Genomic DNA, 18740 nt, shown 5'->3' with positions numbered 1-18740 from the left:
AAAACCGTCGGGAAGGTTTTGTCAACGAGAATGTCGAGTTCCACTTGAGCCCCACCCGACCACCTGCGGTTTTACTGTTGTCGCACCGAGATTTTGCAAACCGCACAGTTGGCTTCTACAGCGATCTCACCTACGGTTACTCCTGAAACGGGTACCCCACGCGTCCTGAGCACCCGGACCCACCAGGCGCGGAAGGAAGAGAGAGTGGCCAAGCAGGAAAGAGCCATCCGCACGCGTCGTACCGTGCTGGAAGCCGCCGCCAAGGTCTTCGGGGCGCGGGGGTACGAGGCGACGACCATCGCCGAGATCATCGAACAGGCCGGGGTGACCAAGGGGGCCCTGTACTTCCACTTTCCCTCGAAACGGGCCCTTGCCGACGCCATCACGTCCAACCAGACGATGGGCGTGACGAACGTCCCGGACGGCTCCCCGCTCCAGTGGGTGATCGACCTCTGCCATTCCGTCGCCTACGGGCTCCAGAAGGACCCCCTCCTCCAGGCGGGCACGCGCATCGCCGTCGAGACTCTGTTCGACGACTCGCCCATGAACCCGTTCCGCGCCTGGGCCGACGTCCTCACCACGAGCCTGCGGGAGGGCCAGCGCCAGGGCGAGGTGCTGCCGCACGTCGATCCGCGGCGCACGGCCGAGCTGATCGTCGGCTCCTACACGGGTGTGCAGCTCTTCTCCATGGCGAAGACCAACCGGGCGGACCTGCGGGAGCGGATCACCGAGCTGTGGCAGCACCTGCTGCCGGCCGTGGCCAACCCGGCGGTCATCCCGCGGTTGCGCTGCGAGGGCTCCGACCTCCTGCACCAGAGGGTCCGCGACGAGTTCCGGGCGCGCGCGGAGCGTGCCCGGGAGCTGTCGGCGCACGAGGGCACCGGGGCGCCCGTGTCAGTCGCAGCCGCAGCTTCGGCGGACGACCAGGGCTGAGGGGAACTGGCGCAGGCGCTCGCGCCGGCTGCCGGTGACGCGCAGGGCGTCGTCCAGGACGAGGTCCACGGCGGCCCGCGCCATGCCGGTGCGGTCGGAGGCGACGGTGGTCAGCGGCGGATCGGTGAGCGCCGCCTCCTTCACGTCGTCGAACCCGGCCACCGCCAGTTCCCCGGGGACGTCCACGCGCAGCTCCCGGGCCGCGCGCAGGACGCCGATGGCCTGGTCGTCGGTCGCGCAGACGATGGCCGGGGGCCGCTCCGGCCCGGCGAGCAGCTTCAGCGCCACCTGGTAGGCGTCGTAGCGGTTGTAGGGCGCCTGGAACAGCCGGCCCTCGGTCGGGTGCCCGGCCTCGCGCATGGCCCGGCGCCACCCCTCGACGTGGTCGGTGACCGGGTCGCCGACCACGGGGGTCGTCTCCACCCCGCCCAGGCAGGCGACGTAGGCGTGCCCGTGCTCCAGGAGGTGCCGCGTCGCCAGGTGCGCCCCGCCGACGTCGTCCGTCACCACGGCCACGTCGTCGATCGCGTCGGGGCGGCGGTGCAGCAGCACCACCCGCGCGTCCCACGCCTCGATCTCCGCCGCCGCACGCTCACTGGGCCCCTGGCTGACGAGGATCAGGCCCGAGACCCGCATCCCGAGGAAGGCGCGCAGGTAGTGCACCTCGCGCTCGTCCAGGTAGTCGGAGTTGCCGACCAGGACCATCTTCCCGCGCTCGGCCGCCGCCTGCTCCACGGCGTGCGCCATCTCGCCGAAGAAGGGCTGCCGGGCGTCCGGGACGATCATGCCTATGAGGTCCGTGCGCCGGGAGGCCATGGCCTGCGCCACCCGGTCGGGGCGGTAGCCCAGCTCCTTGATCGCCGCGAGCACCCGCTCGCGGGTGGCCGGGGCCACGGGGCGCGGACCGTCGTTGATGACGTAGCTGACCACCGCGGTCGAGGTACCCGCCAGCCGTGCCACATCGTCCCGCGTCACCTTCGCCACGGCGGGCAGTCTACGCGGGGGGACCGGCTCCCGGGTCACGCGCGGCACCGGGGCCCGCCGGGGCCCGCGGCGCGGGCGTCTCACCGGCGCGTGGGGCGCGCCGCCTGTCCGGCCGTCCCCTGAACCGCCGGGGACGCCGGGGACGCCGGCGGACCGGCCGTCCGCTCGCCGGACGCCGGCTGCCGCGCGGCCTTGTCGCCCTTGTCCGGCTTCTCCGGGGTGACGAAGCGGTAGCCGACGTTGCGCACGGTGCCGATCAGGGACTCGTGCTCCGGGCCCAGCTTGGCCCGCAGCCGCCGCACGTGCACGTCCACCGTGCGGGTGCCGCCGAAGTAGTCGTAGCCCCACACCTCCTGGAGGAGCTGGGCCCGGGTGAAGACCCGGCCCGGGTGCTGGGCCAGGTACTTCAGCAGCTCGAACTCCTTGAAGGTCAGGTCGAGTACGCGGCCCTTGAGCTTGGCGCTGTAGGTGGCCTCGTCCACGGAGAGGTCGCCGTTGCGGATCTCCATCGGGCTGTCGTCCACCGTGAGCTGCTGGCGGCCGAGCGCGAGCCGCAGCCGGGCCTCCACCTCGGCGGGCCCGGCGGTGTCCAGGAGCACGTCGTCCACGCCCCACTCGGCGGTGACGGCGGCGAGCCCGCCCTCGGTGACGATGAGCATCAGCGGGCAGCCCGGGCCCGTGGAGCGCAGGAGCTGGCACAGCGAGCGCACCTGCGGGAGGTCGCGGCGGCCGTCGATGAGGATGACGTCGGCGCCCGGGGTGTTCACGAGCGCGGGGCCCTCGGCGGGCGCGACACGGACGTTGTGGAGCAGCAGCCCGAGTGCGGGCAGGACTTCGGTCGACGGCTGGAGAGCGTTGGTCAGGAGGAGAAGCGAGCTCATGACGGTGAGTCCTTCCTCGGTCCCGTCGAGGACGTGGCCGCCGCCGCGGCGGTGCGCGGAGACGGTCCTGAAAGCACGAAAAGGACTCAGAGGCGACGTTGCCCGAGTCCTTCTGTCCAGCAGGATAGCCCAGCGTGGCGCCAAGGCCCATGTTCGTGTCGCATACGTCACTCCCCGTCACCCACTCCCCTGCACTCTCCCGCCACTCTCCCGGCACCCTCCCGGGCGCCGTCGCCCGCCGTGCGGCACCGTCCGGACAGGCCGGGGGACCCGGGCGGCGGGCCCCGGCGCACCCGGCATGATGGGGGCGGCACAACCGCCCGCACGGCTGGGAGTCGACGACATGTCCGTACACGGAACCATCCGCTACTGGGCGGCGGCCAAAGCCGCCGCCGGGGTCGCGGAGGAGCCCTACCAGGCCGCGACGCTGGCCGAGGCGCTGGACGCCGCCCGGGCCCGGCACGCGGCCCGCCCGGACTTCGCCCGTGTGCTGCCGCGCTGCTCGTTCCTCGTGGACGGCGACCCCGTCGGCACCCGGGCCCACGACGCCGTGCGGCTCGCCGAGGGCGGCACCGTCGAGGTGCTCCCGCCGTTCGCCGGGGGTGCCCGGTGAGCCACCCGCAGGACGGGAACGGCCCCCGGCCCCCGCAGCCGCCGGCGTCCCCGCAGTCCGTCCCGCAGCGGCCGGTGCCGCAGCAGCCCGCCCCGCAGCGGTCCGTGCCCGGTGAGGGCCCCGGGCCGCAGCCGCAGGCCGGTCCGCCCGCCCGGCGGCAGGGCGGCGGGGGGCGGCGGCGGAAGCAGGCCGCCCGGTCCGTGCACGGCCCCGGCGGCGTCGCCGAGCGCACCGGCGACCCGGTCATCCCGCCCGGAGCGCGGGCCGCCCTCGCCACGGCCGTGCTCGCCGGTCTGCTCGCCCTCGCCGCGCCCGCCGGGCGCTGGGCGCTCGTCGTGCCGCTGCTGCTCCTCCAGGCGCTGACGGCGGCGGGCTGGTACCGGCTCAACGGCATGTGGCCGGCCCGGCAGGGCATCGCGCTCGCCTTCCTGGCGGGCGTCACCGCGGACGCGGCCCTGCTCCTGGCGGACCGGGAACACGCGGAGACGGCCCTGCTCGGCACGCTCGGCTTCTGGGTGCTGCTCGTCCTCGTCCTCCAGCTCCGCAGCCGCAGCACGCCCGACGAGCGGCTGTACGCGCTGACCGCCGGGGTCGCCGCCACCGTGCTCACCGTCTTCGCCGCCGGGTACCTCGCCGCCGTGGACGTCTCGGCCGGTCTGGTGACGGTCGGCGCCGCGGCCGTGGCCGGCGCCGTCCTGGTGCGGCGGGTGCCGCTGCCGGGGCCGCTGTCGGTGGCGGCGGCCCTGCTCGCGGGCACCGGTGCGGCCTGGGCCACCTCGGCCGCCGTCGGCCCGGACGACGCCGTGGCCGCCGCGCTCACCGGCGCCGCGGCCGCGCTGTGCGCCCTGGCCGGGCTGCGGGCGGCGAGCTACGACTGGCCGTCGCGGTTCGTGCACCTGACGGCGGGCGTCGCGCTGCCGCTCACCCTCGCGGCCCCGGCCGTGCACGTGCTGGCCCGCCTGACCACCTGACGGGGCCCGCGTACCGGCCGTTAGGATCGCCGGGGGACCAGCCGACCAGGGGGGCCGACGGCCATGCGCGCACTGCGGATCACACTCATCGTCCTGCTCGTGCTGGGCGGGCTGTTCGTGGCCGCGGACCGGCTGGCGGTGAACTACGTCGAGGGCCGGCTGGCCGAGGAGGCCAAGTCGGCGCGCGGTGCGCAGGAGGCCGAGGTCTCCGTGCGGGGCTTCCCCTTCCTCACCCAGGTCGCGAGCCGGGAGCTGGACGCGGTGGACGTCACGCTCGGCGGCGTGACGGCGCGCAGCGGCTCGCGCTCGCTCCAGGTCAGCGAGTTCGAGATCCAGGCCCGCCGGATCGCCCTCTCGGAGAGCTTCACCAGCGCCGTCGCGCAGACGGCCACCGGCACGGCGCACGTCACCTACGCGGACCTCAGCGCGGCGGCGGAGGAGGACGTGACGATCTCCTACGGCGGCCCGGCCGAGGGCGGCGGCGCGTCCACGGTGAAGGTGACCGGCAGCGCGCGCGTCCCCGGGCTCGACCGCACCGTCGAGGCGTCCACGACGAGCACCCTCACCGTCGAGGACGGCGACACCATCCGGCTGCACGCCGACGAGGTGCCCGGCGAGGGCATCCCCGGCGTGGAGGAGCTGATCCGGCAGCGGATCGACTTCACCCGGCAGATCGACGGCCTGCCCGCAGGGGTGCGGCTGACCGGCATCGAGGCCACCGAGGACGGCGTGGACGTGCGGTTCGCCGGCGAGCGGATCAGCGTCACCGGCTGACGCGCGGCCCGGCGGGGCGCCCCCAGGGCCGGGTCTCGTCATCCGAGACGCGGCCGTCCCCAGGGGCGGGACACGGGCGGGGCACGGGCCCGCGGCCGGGACGCCCGGCCGTCGGCGGGCCTGGACACCCGGCGGTCGTCCCAGCATACAAACGATCACGTCTCGCCATGCGGAACGTCGGTGACACCGGGCGCGCCCGTCCTTACGATCGGGGGCATGACCCGACAGGCGGATCTCACCAAGCGACGGACAGTGGACCTGTGCCGCGTCGCCGCCATGCTCTGTCGCCCCGCCGCCTGACGGCCCGCCGCCGCCCGCGCCGCGTCCCGTCGGCGCCCGCGCGCCGCGCCCGCGCCGTGCCCGCGCCCCCGCGGCGGCCGTCCGCCCGCCGCCGCACGGCCGCCCCACCGCACCACCTCACCACCGCACCGCACATCCCCCGGAGGAGATCCCATGAGCCGCAGTGACGTCCTGGTGGACGCCGACTGGGTCGAGGCCCGCATCGACGACCCGAAGGTGGTCATCGTCGAGGTGGACGAGGACACCTCGGCCTACGACAAGAACCACATCAAGAACGCGGTCAGGATCGACTGGAAGCAGGACCTCCAGGACCCGGTGCGCCGGGACTTCGTCGACGAGGCCGGGTTCGAGAAGCTCCTCTCCGAGAAGGGCATCGCCAACGACGACACCGTCGTCCTCTACGGCGGCAACAACAACTGGTTCGCGGCCTACGCCTACTGGTACTTCAAGCTCTACGGCCACGGCGACGTCAGGCTGCTGGACGGCGGCCGCAAGAAGTGGGAGCTGGACAGCCGCGACCTCGTCGCCGAGGTGCCCACCCGCGCGAAGACGGAGTACCGCGCCCAGCCGCAGGACACCTCGATCCGCGCCTTCCGCGACGACGTCGTCGAGGCGATCGGCGCCCAGAACCTGGTGGACGTCCGCTCCCCCGACGAGTTCAGCGGCAAGCTGCTCGCCCCGGCGCACCTGCCGCAGGAGCAGTCCCAGCGCCCCGGCCACGTGCCGAGCGCCCGCAACATCCCCTGGTCGAAGTCGGCCAACGACGACGGCACCTTCAAGTCGGACGACGAGCTGAGGGAGCTGTACCAGGAGGAGGGCGTGGACCTGGCCAAGGACACCATCGCCTACTGCCGCATCGGCGAGCGCTCCGCCCACACCTGGTTCGTCCTGCACGAGCTGCTGGGCCAGGAGAACGTCAAGAACTACGACGGCTCCTGGACGGAGTACGGCTCGCTGGTCGGCGTGCCGATCGAGCTGGGCCCCGCCAAGTAACCCCGCCTGACCTTCAGACATCCGAGAGGACACACACCCCATGTGCGGAGCACAGGCAGGCGGCCCCGACGCCTCCACGATCAAGCCCGGTGAGACGACGATCCAGGGCAACGTGACCCGCGACGGCGAGCCCGTCACCGGCTACGTGCGGCTGCTGGACTCCACCGGCGAGTTCACCGCCGAGGTGCCCACCTCCGCGACCGGCCAGTTCCGGTTCTACGCGGCCGAGGGCACCTGGACCGTCCGTGCGCTGGTGCCCGGCGGCACCGCGGACCGCACGGTCGTCGCCCAGACCGGCGGGGTGGCGGAGGTCGCCATCGCCGTGTGACGCGGCACCGGACCGGAGAGGGCCGCACCCCGGGGTTGGACGCCAGGGGGCGCGGCCCTCTCCGCTGTCCGCGTCCGCCGCGCGCCGTCCGCCGTCCGCTTGCGCCGTCCCTCCGCCGCGGCGGAGGGACGGCGCGGCCCCCGCGTCAGTACACGAGCGCCTGCGTGCCCGGGGCCATGGCCTCCTGGACGAAGACCTGCGCGCCCGCGATCCGCACGCCGTCGAGCACGTCCTGCTCCTCGATGCCCCGCCGGGCTGCGCACTGGGTGCACAGGGTGATGCGCCCGCCCGCGCGCACGCCCTCGATGAGGTCGGGCAGCGGCGCGGCGTGCGGCAGCTCGAACTCGGCGGCCCGTCCGGGCAGCGCGAACCACGCCGACTCCCCGGTGAGCCACAGCGAGACCTCCACGCCGCTCGCGGCGGCCACCGCGGCCACCGTGAACGCCTGCGAGCACCGCTCGGGGGCGTCCGCTCCCGCGGTCACCTTGATGACAAGCCTCTTCGCACTCTCCGTCATCCGCTCACCGTATCCGGGCGGCGGACCTCACAGCGCCGCGCCTCCCGGCGGCGACTAGACTCGGCACCGGCCCTGCCCGTACACCAGCCGCGCAAGGAGCACCCCCGTGCTTGAGATTTTCTTCATCGCCCTGATGATCCTGGTCGTCGTCGGCACCGCGGCCTTCGCCGGCCTGGTGGTGAAGAAGCTCTTCCAGGGCCAGCGCTGACCGGTCCCGTCCGCACCCCACCGAGCGAGCGTCTGAACTCCCCATGATCGAGATCCCGTCCGACCTGCACCCCGACCTCGTCCCCCTCGCCTTCCTGCTCGGCAACTGGACGGGTGCGGGCGTCGCCGACTTCCCCGGCCCCTCCGGCGCGGCCGAGCAGGGCAACTTCGGCCAGGAGCTGTCCTTCCGCCACGACGGGCGGGACTTCCTGGAGTACGCCTCGCACACCTGGCTGCTCGACGGCGAGGGCAGCAAGGTCCGCCCCCTGGAGTCCGAGTCCGGGTACTGGCGGATCAGCTCCGACCGCAAGGTCGAGGCCGTCATGGTCCGCGACCAGGGCGTCGCGGAGGTCTGGTACGGCGAGCTGGCCGAGGGCAAGCCGCAGATCGAGCTGGCCACCGACGCCGTGGCCCGCCTCGCCTCGGCGGGCGAGTACAGCGGCGGCAAGCGGCTGTACGGCTACGTCAAGGGCGACCTGATGTGGGTCGGCGAGAAGGCCACCCCGTCGGTGCCGCTGCGCCCCTACATGTCGGCCCAGCTCAAGAAGGTCGTGGACCCCCGCGAGTGGGCCAGGGACGTCGCCGACCTGCCCGACGACGGCATCGCGTTCTTCAAGTGACGCCCTGACGGGCCGGCACCTGACGCCCGGCGGTACGGGCGCGGGGGAAGGGCCGGGGAGACGCCGCGCGGCGTCTCCCCGGCCCTTCCCGCGTAACGGCCGTGCCCCGGCCGTGCTCAGCCGAGCTTGCCGACGTCGCGCACCGCGCCCTTGTCGGCGGAGGTCGCCATCGCGGCGTAGGCGCGCAGCGCCTGGCTCACCTTGCGGTCGCGGGCCGCGGGGGCGTAGCGCCCGTCCAGGGCCTCCCGGCGGGAGTCCAGCTCCGCTGCGGGGACCTTCAGCTCGATCGTGCGGTTCGGGATGTCGATGGCGATCCGGTCGCCGTCGCGGACGAGCGCGATCGTGCCGCCCGCCGCCGCCTCCGGCGAGACGTGGCCGATGGACAGGCCCGAGGTGCCGCCGGAGAACCGGCCGTCGGTGATCAGCGCGCACTTGGCGCCGAGGCCGCGCCCCTTGAGGAACGCCGTCGGGTACAGCATCTCCTGCATGCCGGGGCCGCCCTTGGGGCCCTCGTAGCGCACCACGACGACGTCGCCCTCGCCGACCCGCTTGGTGAGGATCGCCTCCACGGCGGCCTCCTGGGACTCGACGACGACGGCCGGGCCCTCGAACGTCCAGATGGACTCGTCCACGCCCGCCGTCTTCACCACGCAGCCGTCCTCGGCGAGGTTGCCGTACAGGACGGCCAGGCCCCCGTCGGCCGAGTAGGCGTGGGCGGCGTCGCGGATGCAGCCGCCCGCGGCGTCGGTGTCGAGGGTGTCCCACTGCTCGGACTGCGAGAAGGCCGTCGCCGAGCGGACGCAGCCGGGGGCGGCGTAGAACATCTCGGTGGCCTCCGGGGAGGGCGAGCCGCCCCGGATGTCCCACTGCTTGAGCCAGTCGGCGAGCGAGGGGCTGTGCACGGCGTGCACGTCCTCGTGCAGGTGGCCGGCGCGCTGGAGTTCGCCGAGGATCGCGGGGATGCCGCCCGCCCGGTGCACGTCCTCCATGTGGTAGGCACCGTTGGGGGCGACCTTGCAGACGCACGGCACCCGGCGCGAGACGGCGTCGATGTCGGCCATCGTGAAGTCCAGCCCGGCCTCCTGGGCGGCGGCCAGCAGGTGCAGGACGGTGTTGGTGGAGCCGCCCATGGCGACGTCCAGGGCCATGGCGTTCTCGAAGGCGGCGCGCCCGGCGACGTTGCGCGGCAGCACCGTCGCGTCGTCCTCCTCGTAGTAGCGCCGGGTGATGTCCACCACCGTGCGGCCGGCCGCCTCGTACAGCTCCCGGCGGGCGGTGTGGGTGGCCAGGACGGAGCCGTTGCCCGGCAGCGCCAGGCCGAGCGCCTCGGTGAGGCAGTTCATGGAGTTGGCGGTGAACATGCCCGAGCAGGAGCCGCAGGTGGGGCAGGCGGCCTCCTCGATGCGCTCCAGGTCCTCGTCCGAGACGGTGTCGCTGACGGCCTCTGACATGGCGTGCACCAGGTCCAGGTTGCTGCGCACGGTGCCGTCCACCAGCGTCGTCTTCCCGGCCTCCATCGGGCCGCCGGAGACGAACACGACGGGGATGTCGAGGCGCAGGGCGGCCATCAGCATGCCCGGGGTGATCTTGTCGCAGTTGGAGATGCAGATGAGCGCGTCCGCGCAGTGCGCCTCCGTCATGTACTCGACGGAGTCGGCGATCAGATCGCGGGAGGGCAGCGAGTAGAGCATGCCGCCGTGGCCCATGGCGATGCCGTCGTCCACGGCGATGGTGTTGAACTCGCGGGGCACGCCGCCCGCCTCCTTGATCGCCTCGGAGACGATCCGGCCGACCGGCTGGAGGTGGGTGTGCCCGGGCACGAACTCGGTGAAGCTGTTCGCCACGGCGATGATCGGCTTACCGAAGTCCTCGCGGGCTACGCCTGCGGCGCGGAGGAGGGCGCGGGCGCCCGCCATGTTGCGGCCGTGGGTGACGGTGCGGGACCTCAGCTCGGGCATGGTGTCCACTCCCTGACGATGACGAGATGTGACGGTACGGGGCGCGGCGCGGCGCCTCGTGACCTTCGAGCGTACGCCGCCCGGTTCAAGATCCGGACGCCCCTGCCACATGATGAGACACCGGACGCACGGTCCCGGCCGGCCGCCGGGCCCCCGCGGGCCCGCCCGGAGCCGTTCGTGGCCGCTCGGGCCCGGTCAGCGGCGGTGCGGGGCGGCGGCCAGGTGGCGCCGGGTGTAGGCCAGCGCCTCGGCGAGGTCCGCCTCCCGTTCGGCGGAGGACATCGCCCGCCGCGTGTTGACCTCCACCACCACGTGCCCGGTGAAGCCGCTGCCCGCCAGGTGCCCCAGGACCTCGGCGCACGGCTGGCTGCCGCGCCCCGGCACCAGGTGCTCGTCCTTCGCCGAGCCGCTCCCGTCGGCGATGTGGACGTGCCCGAGCCGGTCCCCCATGCGGTCCAGCATGGCGAGGGTGTCGGTGCGGGCCGTGGAGGTGTGCGAGAGGTCGATCGTGAAGTGCCGGTAGTCGTCGTCCGTCGGGTCCCAGCCGGGCGCGTACGCCAGCATCTCGCGGTCCCGGTAGCGCCAGGGGTACATGTTCTCCACCGCGAAGCGCACGTCCGTCTCGTCGGCCATCCGCCACACCCCGCGCACGAAGTCGCGGGCGTACCCGCGCTGCCACCGGAAGGGCGGGTGGACGACGACGGTGGACGCGCCGAGCTGCTCGGCCGCACTGCGGGCCCGCTGGAGCTTGATCCACGGGTCCGTGGACCACACCCGCTGGGTGATGAGCAGGCACGGCGCGTGCACCGCGAGCACGGGGACGCCGTACTGGTCCGCGAGGCGGCGCAGACCGGGGATGTCCTGGCTGACCGGGTCCGTCCACACCATGACCTCGACGCCGTCGTAGCCGAGCCGCCCGGCCATCTCGAAGGCCGCCGCGGTCGTCTCCGGATACACCGAGGCGGTGGACAGCGCGACCTTGATCCCGGCGCCGCCGCCACCGTTCCGGCCGGGGCCGCGTCCGGCCCGTGCGTCTGCAACCACGCGCCCCAGCGTACGGGGCGCGGCGGAAGGTCTCTGCGGCGGTTCTCACACCCGGCTCCGGCCGGGGACGCCACCGGGGCGTCCCCCGCGCCGGGTCAGGCCCCGCGGAGCTGGTCCAGACGGCGCAGGATGACGCCCTCGCGCAGCGCCCAGGGGCAGATCTCCAGCGCCTCCACGGCGAACAGCTCCATCGCGGCCTCCGCGACCAGCGCGCCCGCCAGGAGCTGCCGGGCGCGGCCCGCCGACACGCCGGGCAGCTCCGCGCGCTGGGCGGCGGTCATCCCGCCGAGCCGGGGCACCCACTCCACGAGCGCCGCGCGGCTCAGCTCCCGCTGCACGTACAGCCCCTCGGCCGAGCGGGCCGCCCCGCCGAGCCGGGCGAGCTGCTTGAACGTCTTGGACGTGGCGACGACGTGGTCCGGCGCCCCCAGGCGGCTGAACTCGCCCACGATCCGGGCGATCTCCGCCCGCACGTGGCGGCGCAGCGCCCGGACGTCCTCCGGGTCCGGCGGGTCCGCGGGCAGCCGGTCGTTCGTCAGCCGCCCGGCGCCCAGCGGCAGCGAGACGGCGGCGTCCGGCTCCTCGTCCATGCCGTAGGCGACCTCCAGCGAACCGCCGCCGATGTCCAGCACGAGCAGCCGTCCCGAGGACCAGCCGAACCAGCGGCGCACCGCGAGGAACGTGAGCCGCGCCTCGTCCGGCCCCGACAGCACGCCCAGGCGCACGCCCGTCTCGGCCGCGACCCGGTCCAGGACCTCGCCGCCGTTGCTCGCCTCCCGCACGGCGGAGGTGGCGAAGGGCAGGACGTCCTCCACGCCCTTGTCCTCGGCGACCTCCAGCGCCTCGCGGACGGTGGTGACGAGGCGGTCCACGCCCTCGGCGCTGATGGCGCCCGCCGCGTCCAGCAGCTCGGCCAGGCGCAGCTCCGCCTTGTGCGAGTAGGCGGGCAGCGGACGGGCGCCCTGGTAGGCGTCCACCACGAGCAGGTGGACGGTGTTGGAACCCACATCGAGGACACCGAGTCTCATGGGGGAGAACGCTAACGCGCCGCGGCCGGTCACCGGTGCCCAGGCCCGTACCCTGGGGGCGTGGGCAAGACGGCGAAACCGGGCACAGCAGGCGACATCGGCGGCGCGCGGCGCCGCGCGGCCGGGGACGAGGTGGACCTCGACCACGCACGGGCCTGGGTGGAGTTCCCAGACCCGGCCGACGACGAGCAGGTCTTCCGCTGCGACCTCACCTGGCTGACGTCGAGCTGGTCCTGCGTCTTCGGCCGGGGCTGCGAGGGCATCAGGGCCGGCCGGGCGGACGACGGCTGCTGCACCCTGGGCGCGCACTTCTCCGACGAGGACGACGAGCGGCGCGTGGCCGGACACGTGGCGCGGCTGACGCCGGACACCTGGCAGTTCCACGACGTCGGCACCCGCTCGGGCTGGACGGAGACCGACGAGGACGGCGAGCGCAAGACCCGCCGCCACGGCGGGGCCTGCGTCTTCAACAACCGGGCCGGTTTCGCGGGCGGCGCGGGCTGCGCGCTGCACCTGCTGGCCCTGCGCGAGGGCCGCGAGCCGCTGGAGACGAAGCCCGACGTGTGCTGGCAGCTTCCCGTCCGGCGCACCTACGACTGGGTGGAGCGGGCGGACGGCGAGCAGCGGCTCCAGGTGACGATCGGCGAGTACGACCGCCGGGGCTGGGGCGCGGGCGGGCACGACCTGCACTGGTGGTGCACGGGCGCGCCGTCCGCGCACGGCGGGGCCGAACCGGTGTACGTCTCCTACCGGGCGGAGCTGACGGAGCTGATGGGCAAGGCCGGGTACGACCGGCTGGTGGAGTTCTGCGAGCAGCGGCTCGCCTCCCGGCTGCCGCTCCTCGCGCCCCACCCGGCCGATCCGCCCCGTCCGGCCGATCCGCCCCACCCGGCCGGTCCCCCCGCGTCCGGCGGCTGAGCCCCGGGACCGCGGGGCGCCCGCCCGGGGGTCAGGGCTCCACCGGCTCCGGGGAGGAGGCCGCCTCCGAGGACGGCGGCTCCGTCGGGGTGGGGTCCGGGGTGTCCGGGTCGGACGGCCCCGGGCCGGGTGAGGGCGGGGGTTCGGACGGGCCCGGGGTGGGCGCCGCCCGGCCGTGGCCCTCGACGGTCACGACCGTGCCGCCCGGCGCCACCGTGAGCCGCGCGGCCCAGGCCCCCTCCGGTTCCGCCGCCGCGTCCACCGTGACCCGGACCGTGACGGACTCGCCCGGCGCCAGCGTGCCCGAGGTGCGGCTCAGGTGCAGCCACGGCGCGTCCGAGGAGACCGTCCACGACACCGGTGCGCCGCCGGACGCGGTGAGCGTGACGAGCGTCGCCCCGTCCGACGTGCCCGCCTCCACCGTCAGCCGTCCGGGGCCGCGCCGCACCGGGCCTCCCGGGTCCTGCGTGGCGGGCGGGGCGGAGGGGGTGTGCGCGGCGCCCTGCTGCCCCGTTCCCGCGCCCGCGCCCGCGGAGCCGTCCGGCTGCGCCGCGGCGCCGGGCCGGGCCGGGGCGCCCGGCAGGTCCGTCCTGCGCTCGCCGGGACCGCGCGTGGTGCCGTGGTCGCCGTCGAGGCGCTCGGGTCCGTCGTAGGGGGAGGCGTCGGGCGTCTCCCCCTCGCGGGCCTCGGCCGCCGCGACGGCGTCGTCCCGGGCGTCCCCGGCGCTCGGCGCGCCCCGGTACGCGGCCCAGACGGCGAGCACCGGCGCGGCGATGACGGTGGCCACGACCGTCGTGGTGACGGCGCGGCTGCGCAGCCGTTCGCGGCGGGCGGCGCGGTCGCGGTCCGGGACGGGGAAGCCGCGCCGGTCGAAGCGCGGGACGTGCAGCAGCCGGGCGCGCAGGGCGGCGCACAGCGCGGCGTGCACGGCGGCCCGGGGCGCGGTGAGGACGGGCAGCGTGCCGGAGCCCGCGGGCGCGGTGCCGGGCCAGCCGTGCCCGGCCATGGCCCGCTCGGCGGCGCGGCGGCAGACGCGGCACTCGTCGACGTGCCGGACGAGTTCCCGGCAGAGCACGGTGCCGAGCCGGACCTCGTGGTCGGCGGCGATGCGGGCGACGTCCGCGCAGCCGCCCGTGGTCACCACCGCGAGCGCCGCGCGGGTCCGCTCCACCTCGCAGGCGCCGCTGGACAGCAGCGCCCGGGTGTCGTCGGGGCTGCGGGACAGCACGGCGGCGGCCTCGTGGACCGGGAGCCGGTGGCGGACGGCGAGTTCCAGCGCCTCGCGCTGTTCGGGCGCCGTTCCGGCGGCCTCCGGCCAGGAGAGCGCGCCCAGCTCCCTGCGGCGCTGGTCGGCGGCCGGACCGGAGAGCACCGGCCGTTCCGCGGCGGCGGGACCGGCGCCGAGCCGCCGCAGGCAGGACCAGCGGGCCAGGGCGTAGAGCCAGGGGCGGTGGTCGGCCGGGTCCGCGGGGGCGCGGTCGCGCAGCCGCTGCCGTTCGGCGACGGCGAGCGCCTGGCCGAGCGCCGTGATGGCGGCGTCGTGCTCGCACATGACGGACAGGCAGTACGTGAAGAGGCCGTCGAGGTAGGAGTCGAAGTGCGCGGGCGGCCGCTCCTCCGCGCCCCTGCCGCCCGTCCCGTCCCGGTTGCCGCGCCCGCCGCGCCCGGCCCGGTGATCGTTTCTGCGCTCGCCGCGCCGTCCCTCGCCGCGTTCCCGGCGCTCCTCGCGCCGTCCCTCCCGCCGTTCCTCCGCGCGCTCTCGCCGGGCGGCGCCGCCGCGGGCCGCGCGGTGCGCCCCCGTCGGCCGGGCGGCCCGGTGCGCGGGCTGCGCGGACGCGGCAGCGCGCGGCGCCGCCCGGCGCGCCCGGCGTGCGCCGCTGGTGTCGGGGTGCTCGCGCCTGCTGCTCATCACCCGGCGACGGTAGGCGGCTCGCGCGGGGATGCCCCGTCCGCCCGCCCAGGTTTAACCCGTACGAGTGGCGATGTCACCCGAAGGGGGACGGGGCCGGGCGCCTGGCTGCCGGACGGCCGGGCCCCGGACGGGTGCCGGTCACCGTCCGGCCGCAGCTGTTCGCCGGAGGCCCGCCGTCGGCCGGTGGGGTCCCTGTCCGCGCACGCCGCTACGGTGAGCCGCATGGCTGCCCGCAAGTCGTCCGCGAAGGACCGACCCACCTACCGCTGCACCGACTGCGGATGGACCACGCCCAAGTGGCTCGGACGCTGTCACGAGTGCCACGCCTGGAACACGATCGAGGAGGCGGGCGCCGCCCCCGGCGTGCGCACGACGGCCCCCGGCCGGGTGTCCTCCCCCGCGCTGCCCATCGGACAGGTGGACGCCCGCCAGGCGGCGGCCCGCCCCACCGGCGTCCCCGAGCTGGACCGGGTGCTCGGCGGCGGTCTGGTGCCCGGCGCGGTGGTGCTGCTGGCCGGGGAGCCGGGCGTGGGCAAGTCCACGCTGCTGCTCGACGTCGCCGCCAAGGCGGGCGGCGAGGGGCGCCCCACGCTCTACGTCACCGGGGAGGAGTCGGCGGGCCAGGTCCGGATGCGGGCGGACCGGATCGGCGCGCTGAGCGAGCACCTGTACCTGGCGGCCGAGACGGACCTCTCCGCCGTGCTCGGCCACCTGGACGAGGTCAAGCCGGGGCTGCTCGTGCTGGACTCGGTGCAGACGGTCGCCTCCCCCGAGATCGACGGGGCGCCCGGCGGCATGGCCCAGGTCCGGGAGGTCGCGGGGGCGCTGATCCGGGCCTCCAAGGAGCGCGGCATGGCCACGCTGCTGGTCGGCCACGTCACGAAGGACGGCGCGATCGCCGGTCCCCGGCTGCTGGAGCACCTGGTGGACGTGGTGCTGCACTTCGAGGGCGACCGGCACGCGCGGCTGCGCCTGGTGCGCGGGGTGAAGAACCGCTACGGCGCCACCGACGAGGTGGGCTGCTTCGAGCTGCACGACGAGGGCATCACGGGGCTGGCCGACCCGTCGGGTCTCTTCCTGACCCGGCGCGACGAGCCGGTCCCCGGCACGTGCCTGACGGTGACGCTGGAGGGGCGGCGTCCGCTGGTGGCCGAGGTGCAGGCCCTCACCGTCGACTCGCAGATCCCCTCACCCCGGCGCACCACCTCCGGGCTGGAGACCTCCCGGGTGTCGATGATGCTGGCGGTGCTGGAGCAGCGGGGCCGGATCAACGCCCTGGGCAAGCGTGACATCTACAGCGCCACCGTCGGCGGTGTGCGGCTCTCGGAGCCCGCCGCCGACCTGGCCGTGGCCCTCGCCCTGGCCAGCGCCGCGATCGACACCCCGCTGCCGAAGAACCTGGTGGCGATCGGCGAGGTGGGGCTCGCCGGGGAGGTGCGCCGGGTCACCGGCGTGCAGCGCAGGCTCTCCGAGGCGGCGCGGCTGGGCTTCACGCACGCCCTGGTCCCCGCGGACCCCGGCCGGGTGCCCGCGGGGATGCGGGTCCTGGAGGTCGCGGACATAGGCGACGCGCTGCGCGCCCTGCCGACCGGGCGCCCGAAGGCCCCCGCCGGACGTTCCTCGTCCTGAGCGCGGGCGCCGCCGGTAGACTTTGCCCTGGTCTCGCCCGTACGTACGCACGACCCTACGCACGACCAAAGGAGCGCCGTGGCAGCCAACGACCGGGCAGGAGCCGCTGACAGGCTGATGCGCGCCTCACTCAGCGCGGTCGCCCCCGGCACTCCGCTGCGCGACGGCCTGGAACGCGTCCTGCGCGGGAACACCGGCGGTCTCATCGTCATCGGCATGGACAAGACGGTCGAGCCGCTGTGCAGCGGCGGTTTCGTGCTGGACGTCGAGTTCTCCGCGACCCGGCTGCGGGAGCTGTGCAAGCTCGACGGCGCGCTCGTCCTGGACAAGGACATCACCAAGATCGTGCGGGCCGGGGTGCAGCTCGTGCCGGACGCGTCGATCCCCACCGAGGAGACGGGCACCCGGCACCGCACGGCGCAGCGCGTCTCCATCCAGACGGGCTTCCCCGTCGTCTCCGTCAGCCAGTCGATGCGGCTCATCGCGCTGTACGTGGACGGGCAGCGCCGCGTCCTGGAGGACTCGGCGGCGATCCTCTCCCGGGCGAACCAGGCGCTGGCCACCCTGGAGCGGTACAAGCTGCGGCTGGACGAGGTGGCCGGGACGCTCTCCGCGCTGGAGATCGAGGACCTCGTCACCGTCCGGGACGTCTCCGCCGTGGCACAGCGCCTGGAGATGGTGCGCCGCATCGCCACCGAGATCGCCGAGTACGTGGTCGAGCTGGGCACCGACGGACGGCTGCTGTCCCTCCAGCTCGACGAGCTGATCGCGGGTGTGGAGCCCGAACGCGAGCTGGTCGCGCGGGACTACGTGCCGACGGGCAGCAAGAAGCCCCGCACGGTGAGCGGCGCCCTGAGCGACCTGGACCGGCTCTCCCACTCCGAGCTGCTGGAACTGGCCACCGTCGCGCGGGCGCTGGGCTACAGCGGCGCCCCCGAGACGCTGGACTCGGCGGTGTCGCCGCGCGGGTTCCGGCTGCTGGCCAAGGTGCCGCGGCTGCCCAACACCGTCATCGAGCGGCTGGTGGACCACTTCGGGGGGCTCCAGAAGCTGCTGGCCGCCAGCGTGGACGACCTCCAGACGGTCGAGGGCGTGGGCGAGGCGCGGGCCCGCTCGGTCCGCGAGGGCCTGTCCCGCCTCGCCGAGTCCTCGATCCTCGAACGGTACGTGTGACGGCCTGACGGCACGCCGCACCGGGCGGCCCGGGGCAGCGGGCCGCGCTCAGTCCTTGGTGAGGACGAAGGACGTCTGCGCGGTGCCGAGCCCGGGGATCTCCACCTCGGCCAGGTACGTGCCCGGGCCCGCGGCGCGGCGCGCGTCCTTCGGGCACCGCTCGGCGCTGCGCCTGCGGTCCCAGCCGACGGTGTGGGTGGCCTCGGCGCCCGCGGGCACCCGCAGCACGGCCGCGTCCGCGTCCTCGGCGCAGTGGTCGGAGGCCCAGACGGTGTCGTCCTCGGCGTTCGAGATGGTGATGACGGCCTGTCCGGGGCCGACGCCCACCCGGCAGTCGGCGCCGCCGGAGTTCTCCATGGTCAGCCGCAGCTTGGGGCGTTCCCCGGGCGCGTAGGTGTTCTCGACGCTGACCAGGCCGAGCTTCACCGGGCCGGCCGCGCAGACGGGCAGGTTGGCCGCGCCGGGATCCGCACCGCCGGAGCCGCCGCCCGCGGCGGCTCCACCGCCGGAGCCGGAACCGCCCGAGCCGGAGCCGGGGCCGCCCGCGCCGCCGGAGCCGGGGCCGTCCGCCGCGCCGGCCCCGCCCGTGCCGCCGCCCGCACCGGAACCGGAACCGGAACCCGGACCGGCGTCCGCACCGTCCCCGTCGCCCTCGCCGCCCCCGCTGTCTCCGCCCGTGGTGCCGCCCGGGTCCTCGCGGCCGCCGGGCCGGTCGTCGGGCAGCGACTCGGTGGCGCTGGGCCCCGGTGTGATGGGACTGGTCGCCCCCCTGCCGTCGTCCTTGCCGCCACCGGCCTGGTCGCCTCCGCCACCGTCGCCGGAGACGAACACCCACACCGCCAGCAGGGCGAGCACGACGACCACGGACAGCGCGACCGCCCTCCGCCGCCAGTAGATGGAGGAGGGAAGCGGCCCGACCGGATTGCGCAGAGAACCCACGCGGAAACCTTACGAGAC

General features: G+C 75.2%; 18 protein-coding genes. 10 read left to right on the top strand and 8 right to left on the bottom strand.

The window, feature by feature from the left end:
• The first annotated feature begins 204 nt into the window (after nucleotides 1–204).
• Nucleotides 205–933 (top strand): ScbR family autoregulator-binding transcription factor, encoded by a 729-nt coding sequence (locus V1J52_RS19905; protein ID WP_330141243.1) that lies wholly within the window; start codon nucleotides 205–207, stop codon nucleotides 931–933.
• On the opposite strand, the gene V1J52_RS19900 is transcribed toward V1J52_RS19905, so the two are convergent.
• Both V1J52_RS19900 and V1J52_RS19895 read right to left on the bottom strand, forming a co-directional pair.
• The gene (locus tag V1J52_RS19900) at nucleotides 895–1917 is read right to left on the bottom strand and encodes a LacI family DNA-binding transcriptional regulator (RefSeq protein WP_330141242.1); all 1023 of its coding nucleotides are present in this window, start codon (nucleotides 1915–1917) and stop codon (nucleotides 895–897) included. The genes V1J52_RS19905 and V1J52_RS19900 overlap by 39 nt on opposite strands.
• Nucleotides 1918–1997: 80 nt before the next feature.
• A complete protein-coding gene (locus V1J52_RS19895; RefSeq protein WP_330141241.1) occupies nucleotides 1998–2798 on the bottom strand; it encodes a response regulator transcription factor in 801 nt (266 codons plus the stop codon).
• 343 nt (nucleotides 2799–3141) lie between these two features.
• On the opposite strand from V1J52_RS19895, the gene V1J52_RS19890 reads away from it, so the two are divergent.
• The 5 genes from V1J52_RS19890 (at nucleotide 3142) to V1J52_RS19870 (ending at nucleotide 6777) form a co-directional block, all read left to right on the top strand.
• Nucleotides 3142–3411, top strand: coding sequence for a MoaD/ThiS family protein (locus tag V1J52_RS19890; RefSeq protein WP_330141240.1), 270 nt, complete (start codon nucleotides 3142–3144; stop codon nucleotides 3409–3411).
• Nucleotides 3408–4382 carry a hypothetical protein gene (locus V1J52_RS19885; RefSeq protein WP_330141239.1) on the top strand — a complete coding sequence of 325 codons (975 nt, stop codon included), beginning with the start codon at nucleotides 3408–3410 and terminating at the stop codon, nucleotides 4380–4382. The genes V1J52_RS19890 and V1J52_RS19885 overlap by 4 nt, the downstream gene beginning before the upstream one ends.
• 63 nt (nucleotides 4383–4445) lie before the next feature.
• A complete protein-coding gene (locus tag V1J52_RS19880) occupies nucleotides 4446–5156 on the top strand; it encodes an LmeA family phospholipid-binding protein (protein ID WP_330141238.1) in 711 nt (236 codons plus the stop codon).
• Between the two features lie 453 nt (nucleotides 5157–5609).
• Nucleotides 5610–6449, top strand: coding sequence for a sulfurtransferase (locus tag V1J52_RS19875; RefSeq protein WP_330141237.1), 840 nt, complete (start codon nucleotides 5610–5612; stop codon nucleotides 6447–6449).
• Between the two features lie 40 nt (nucleotides 6450–6489).
• Entirely contained in the window at nucleotides 6490–6777 is a 288-nt protein-coding gene (locus V1J52_RS19870; protein WP_330141236.1) for a DUF1416 domain-containing protein, read from the top strand.
• Between the two features lie 145 nt (nucleotides 6778–6922).
• On the opposite strand, the gene V1J52_RS19865 is transcribed toward V1J52_RS19870, so the two are convergent.
• Complete coding sequence (locus V1J52_RS19865) at nucleotides 6923–7294, bottom strand: DsrE family protein (RefSeq protein ID WP_330141235.1); 372 nt, start codon at nucleotides 7292–7294, stop codon at nucleotides 6923–6925.
• A gap of 251 nt (nucleotides 7295–7545) precedes the next feature.
• On the opposite strand from V1J52_RS19865, the gene V1J52_RS19860 reads away from it, so the two are divergent.
• A complete protein-coding gene (locus tag V1J52_RS19860; protein ID WP_330141234.1) occupies nucleotides 7546–8121 on the top strand; it encodes a heme-binding beta-barrel domain-containing protein in 576 nt (191 codons plus the stop codon).
• Nucleotides 8122–8237: 116 nt separating this feature from the next.
• Here V1J52_RS19860 and ilvD read toward each other — a convergent pair whose 3' ends face one another.
• From ilvD to V1J52_RS19845, 3 genes are all read right to left on the bottom strand, one after another.
• A complete protein-coding gene (gene ilvD, locus V1J52_RS19855) occupies nucleotides 8238–10079 on the bottom strand; it encodes a dihydroxy-acid dehydratase (RefSeq protein ID WP_330141233.1) in 1842 nt (613 codons plus the stop codon).
• A 195-nt stretch (nucleotides 10080–10274) separates the two neighbouring features.
• Nucleotides 10275–11063 (bottom strand): sugar phosphate isomerase/epimerase family protein, encoded by a 789-nt coding sequence (locus V1J52_RS19850; protein ID WP_330141270.1) that lies wholly within the window; start codon nucleotides 11061–11063, stop codon nucleotides 10275–10277.
• A 155-nt stretch (nucleotides 11064–11218) separates the two neighbouring features.
• Nucleotides 11219–12151 (bottom strand): Ppx/GppA family phosphatase, encoded by a 933-nt coding sequence (locus V1J52_RS19845; protein ID WP_330141232.1) that lies wholly within the window; start codon nucleotides 12149–12151, stop codon nucleotides 11219–11221.
• Between the two features lie 60 nt (nucleotides 12152–12211).
• Here V1J52_RS19845 and V1J52_RS19840 point away from each other — a divergent pair, with 60 nt between their 5' ends.
• Complete coding sequence (locus tag V1J52_RS19840; RefSeq protein WP_443075875.1) at nucleotides 12212–13069, top strand: DUF3109 family protein; 858 nt, start codon at nucleotides 12212–12214, stop codon at nucleotides 13067–13069.
• A 31-nt stretch (nucleotides 13070–13100) separates the two neighbouring features.
• On the opposite strand, the gene V1J52_RS19835 is transcribed toward V1J52_RS19840, so the two are convergent.
• A complete protein-coding gene (locus tag V1J52_RS19835; RefSeq protein WP_330141231.1) occupies nucleotides 13101–14978 on the bottom strand; it encodes a BACON domain-containing protein in 1878 nt (625 codons plus the stop codon).
• A 225-nt stretch (nucleotides 14979–15203) separates the two neighbouring features.
• On the opposite strand from V1J52_RS19835, the gene radA reads away from it, so the two are divergent.
• Both radA and disA read left to right on the top strand, forming a co-directional pair.
• Complete coding sequence (radA, locus tag V1J52_RS19830; RefSeq protein WP_330141230.1) at nucleotides 15204–16610, top strand: DNA repair protein RadA; 1407 nt, start codon at nucleotides 15204–15206, stop codon at nucleotides 16608–16610.
• 78 nt (nucleotides 16611–16688) lie between these two features.
• Complete coding sequence (disA, locus tag V1J52_RS19825; protein WP_443075874.1) at nucleotides 16689–17783, top strand: DNA integrity scanning diadenylate cyclase DisA; 1095 nt, start codon at nucleotides 16689–16691, stop codon at nucleotides 17781–17783.
• A gap of 48 nt (nucleotides 17784–17831) precedes the next feature.
• Here the strand turns inward: disA and V1J52_RS19820 are convergent, their stop codons facing one another.
• Nucleotides 17832–18722 carry a hypothetical protein gene (locus V1J52_RS19820; RefSeq protein WP_330141229.1) on the bottom strand — a complete coding sequence of 297 codons (891 nt, stop codon included), beginning with the start codon at nucleotides 18720–18722 and terminating at the stop codon, nucleotides 17832–17834.
• Nucleotides 18723–18740: the final 18 nt, after the last annotated feature.

This window comes from Streptomyces solitudinis, from assembly GCF_036323765.1.
Classification (GTDB): domain Bacteria; phylum Actinomycetota; class Actinomycetes; order Streptomycetales; family Streptomycetaceae; genus Streptomyces.
Note: the sequence above shows the minus strand (reverse complement) of the source record. Positions and strands in the feature narration are given on the sequence as shown.

Excerpts from the sequence above, each read along its gene's own strand:
- V1J52_RS19890 (WP_330141240.1), top strand. The coding sequence starts at position 3,142 with ATGTCCGTACACGGAACCATCCGCTACTGGGCGGCGGCCAAAGCCGCC.
- V1J52_RS19865 (WP_330141235.1), bottom strand. The coding sequence starts at position 7,294 with ATGACGGAGAGTGCGAAGAGGCTTGTCATCAAGGTGACCGCGGGAGCG.
- V1J52_RS19845 (WP_330141232.1), bottom strand. The coding sequence starts at position 12,151 with ATGAGACTCGGTGTCCTCGATGTGGGTTCCAACACCGTCCACCTGCTC.
- V1J52_RS19895 (WP_330141241.1), bottom strand. The coding sequence starts at position 2,798 with ATGAGCTCGCTTCTCCTCCTGACCAACGCTCTCCAGCCGTCGACCGAA.
- V1J52_RS19835 (WP_330141231.1), bottom strand. The coding sequence starts at position 14,978 with ATGAGCAGCAGGCGCGAGCACCCCGACACCAGCGGCGCACGCCGGGCG.
- V1J52_RS19860 (WP_330141234.1), top strand. The coding sequence starts at position 7,546 with ATGATCGAGATCCCGTCCGACCTGCACCCCGACCTCGTCCCCCTCGCC.
- radA (WP_330141230.1), top strand. The coding sequence starts at position 15,204 with ATGGCTGCCCGCAAGTCGTCCGCGAAGGACCGACCCACCTACCGCTGC.
- ilvD (WP_330141233.1), bottom strand. The coding sequence starts at position 10,079 with ATGCCCGAGCTGAGGTCCCGCACCGTCACCCACGGCCGCAACATGGCG.
- V1J52_RS19870 (WP_330141236.1), top strand. The coding sequence starts at position 6,490 with ATGTGCGGAGCACAGGCAGGCGGCCCCGACGCCTCCACGATCAAGCCC.
- V1J52_RS19875 (WP_330141237.1), top strand. The coding sequence starts at position 5,610 with ATGAGCCGCAGTGACGTCCTGGTGGACGCCGACTGGGTCGAGGCCCGC.
- V1J52_RS19880 (WP_330141238.1), top strand. The coding sequence starts at position 4,446 with ATGCGCGCACTGCGGATCACACTCATCGTCCTGCTCGTGCTGGGCGGG.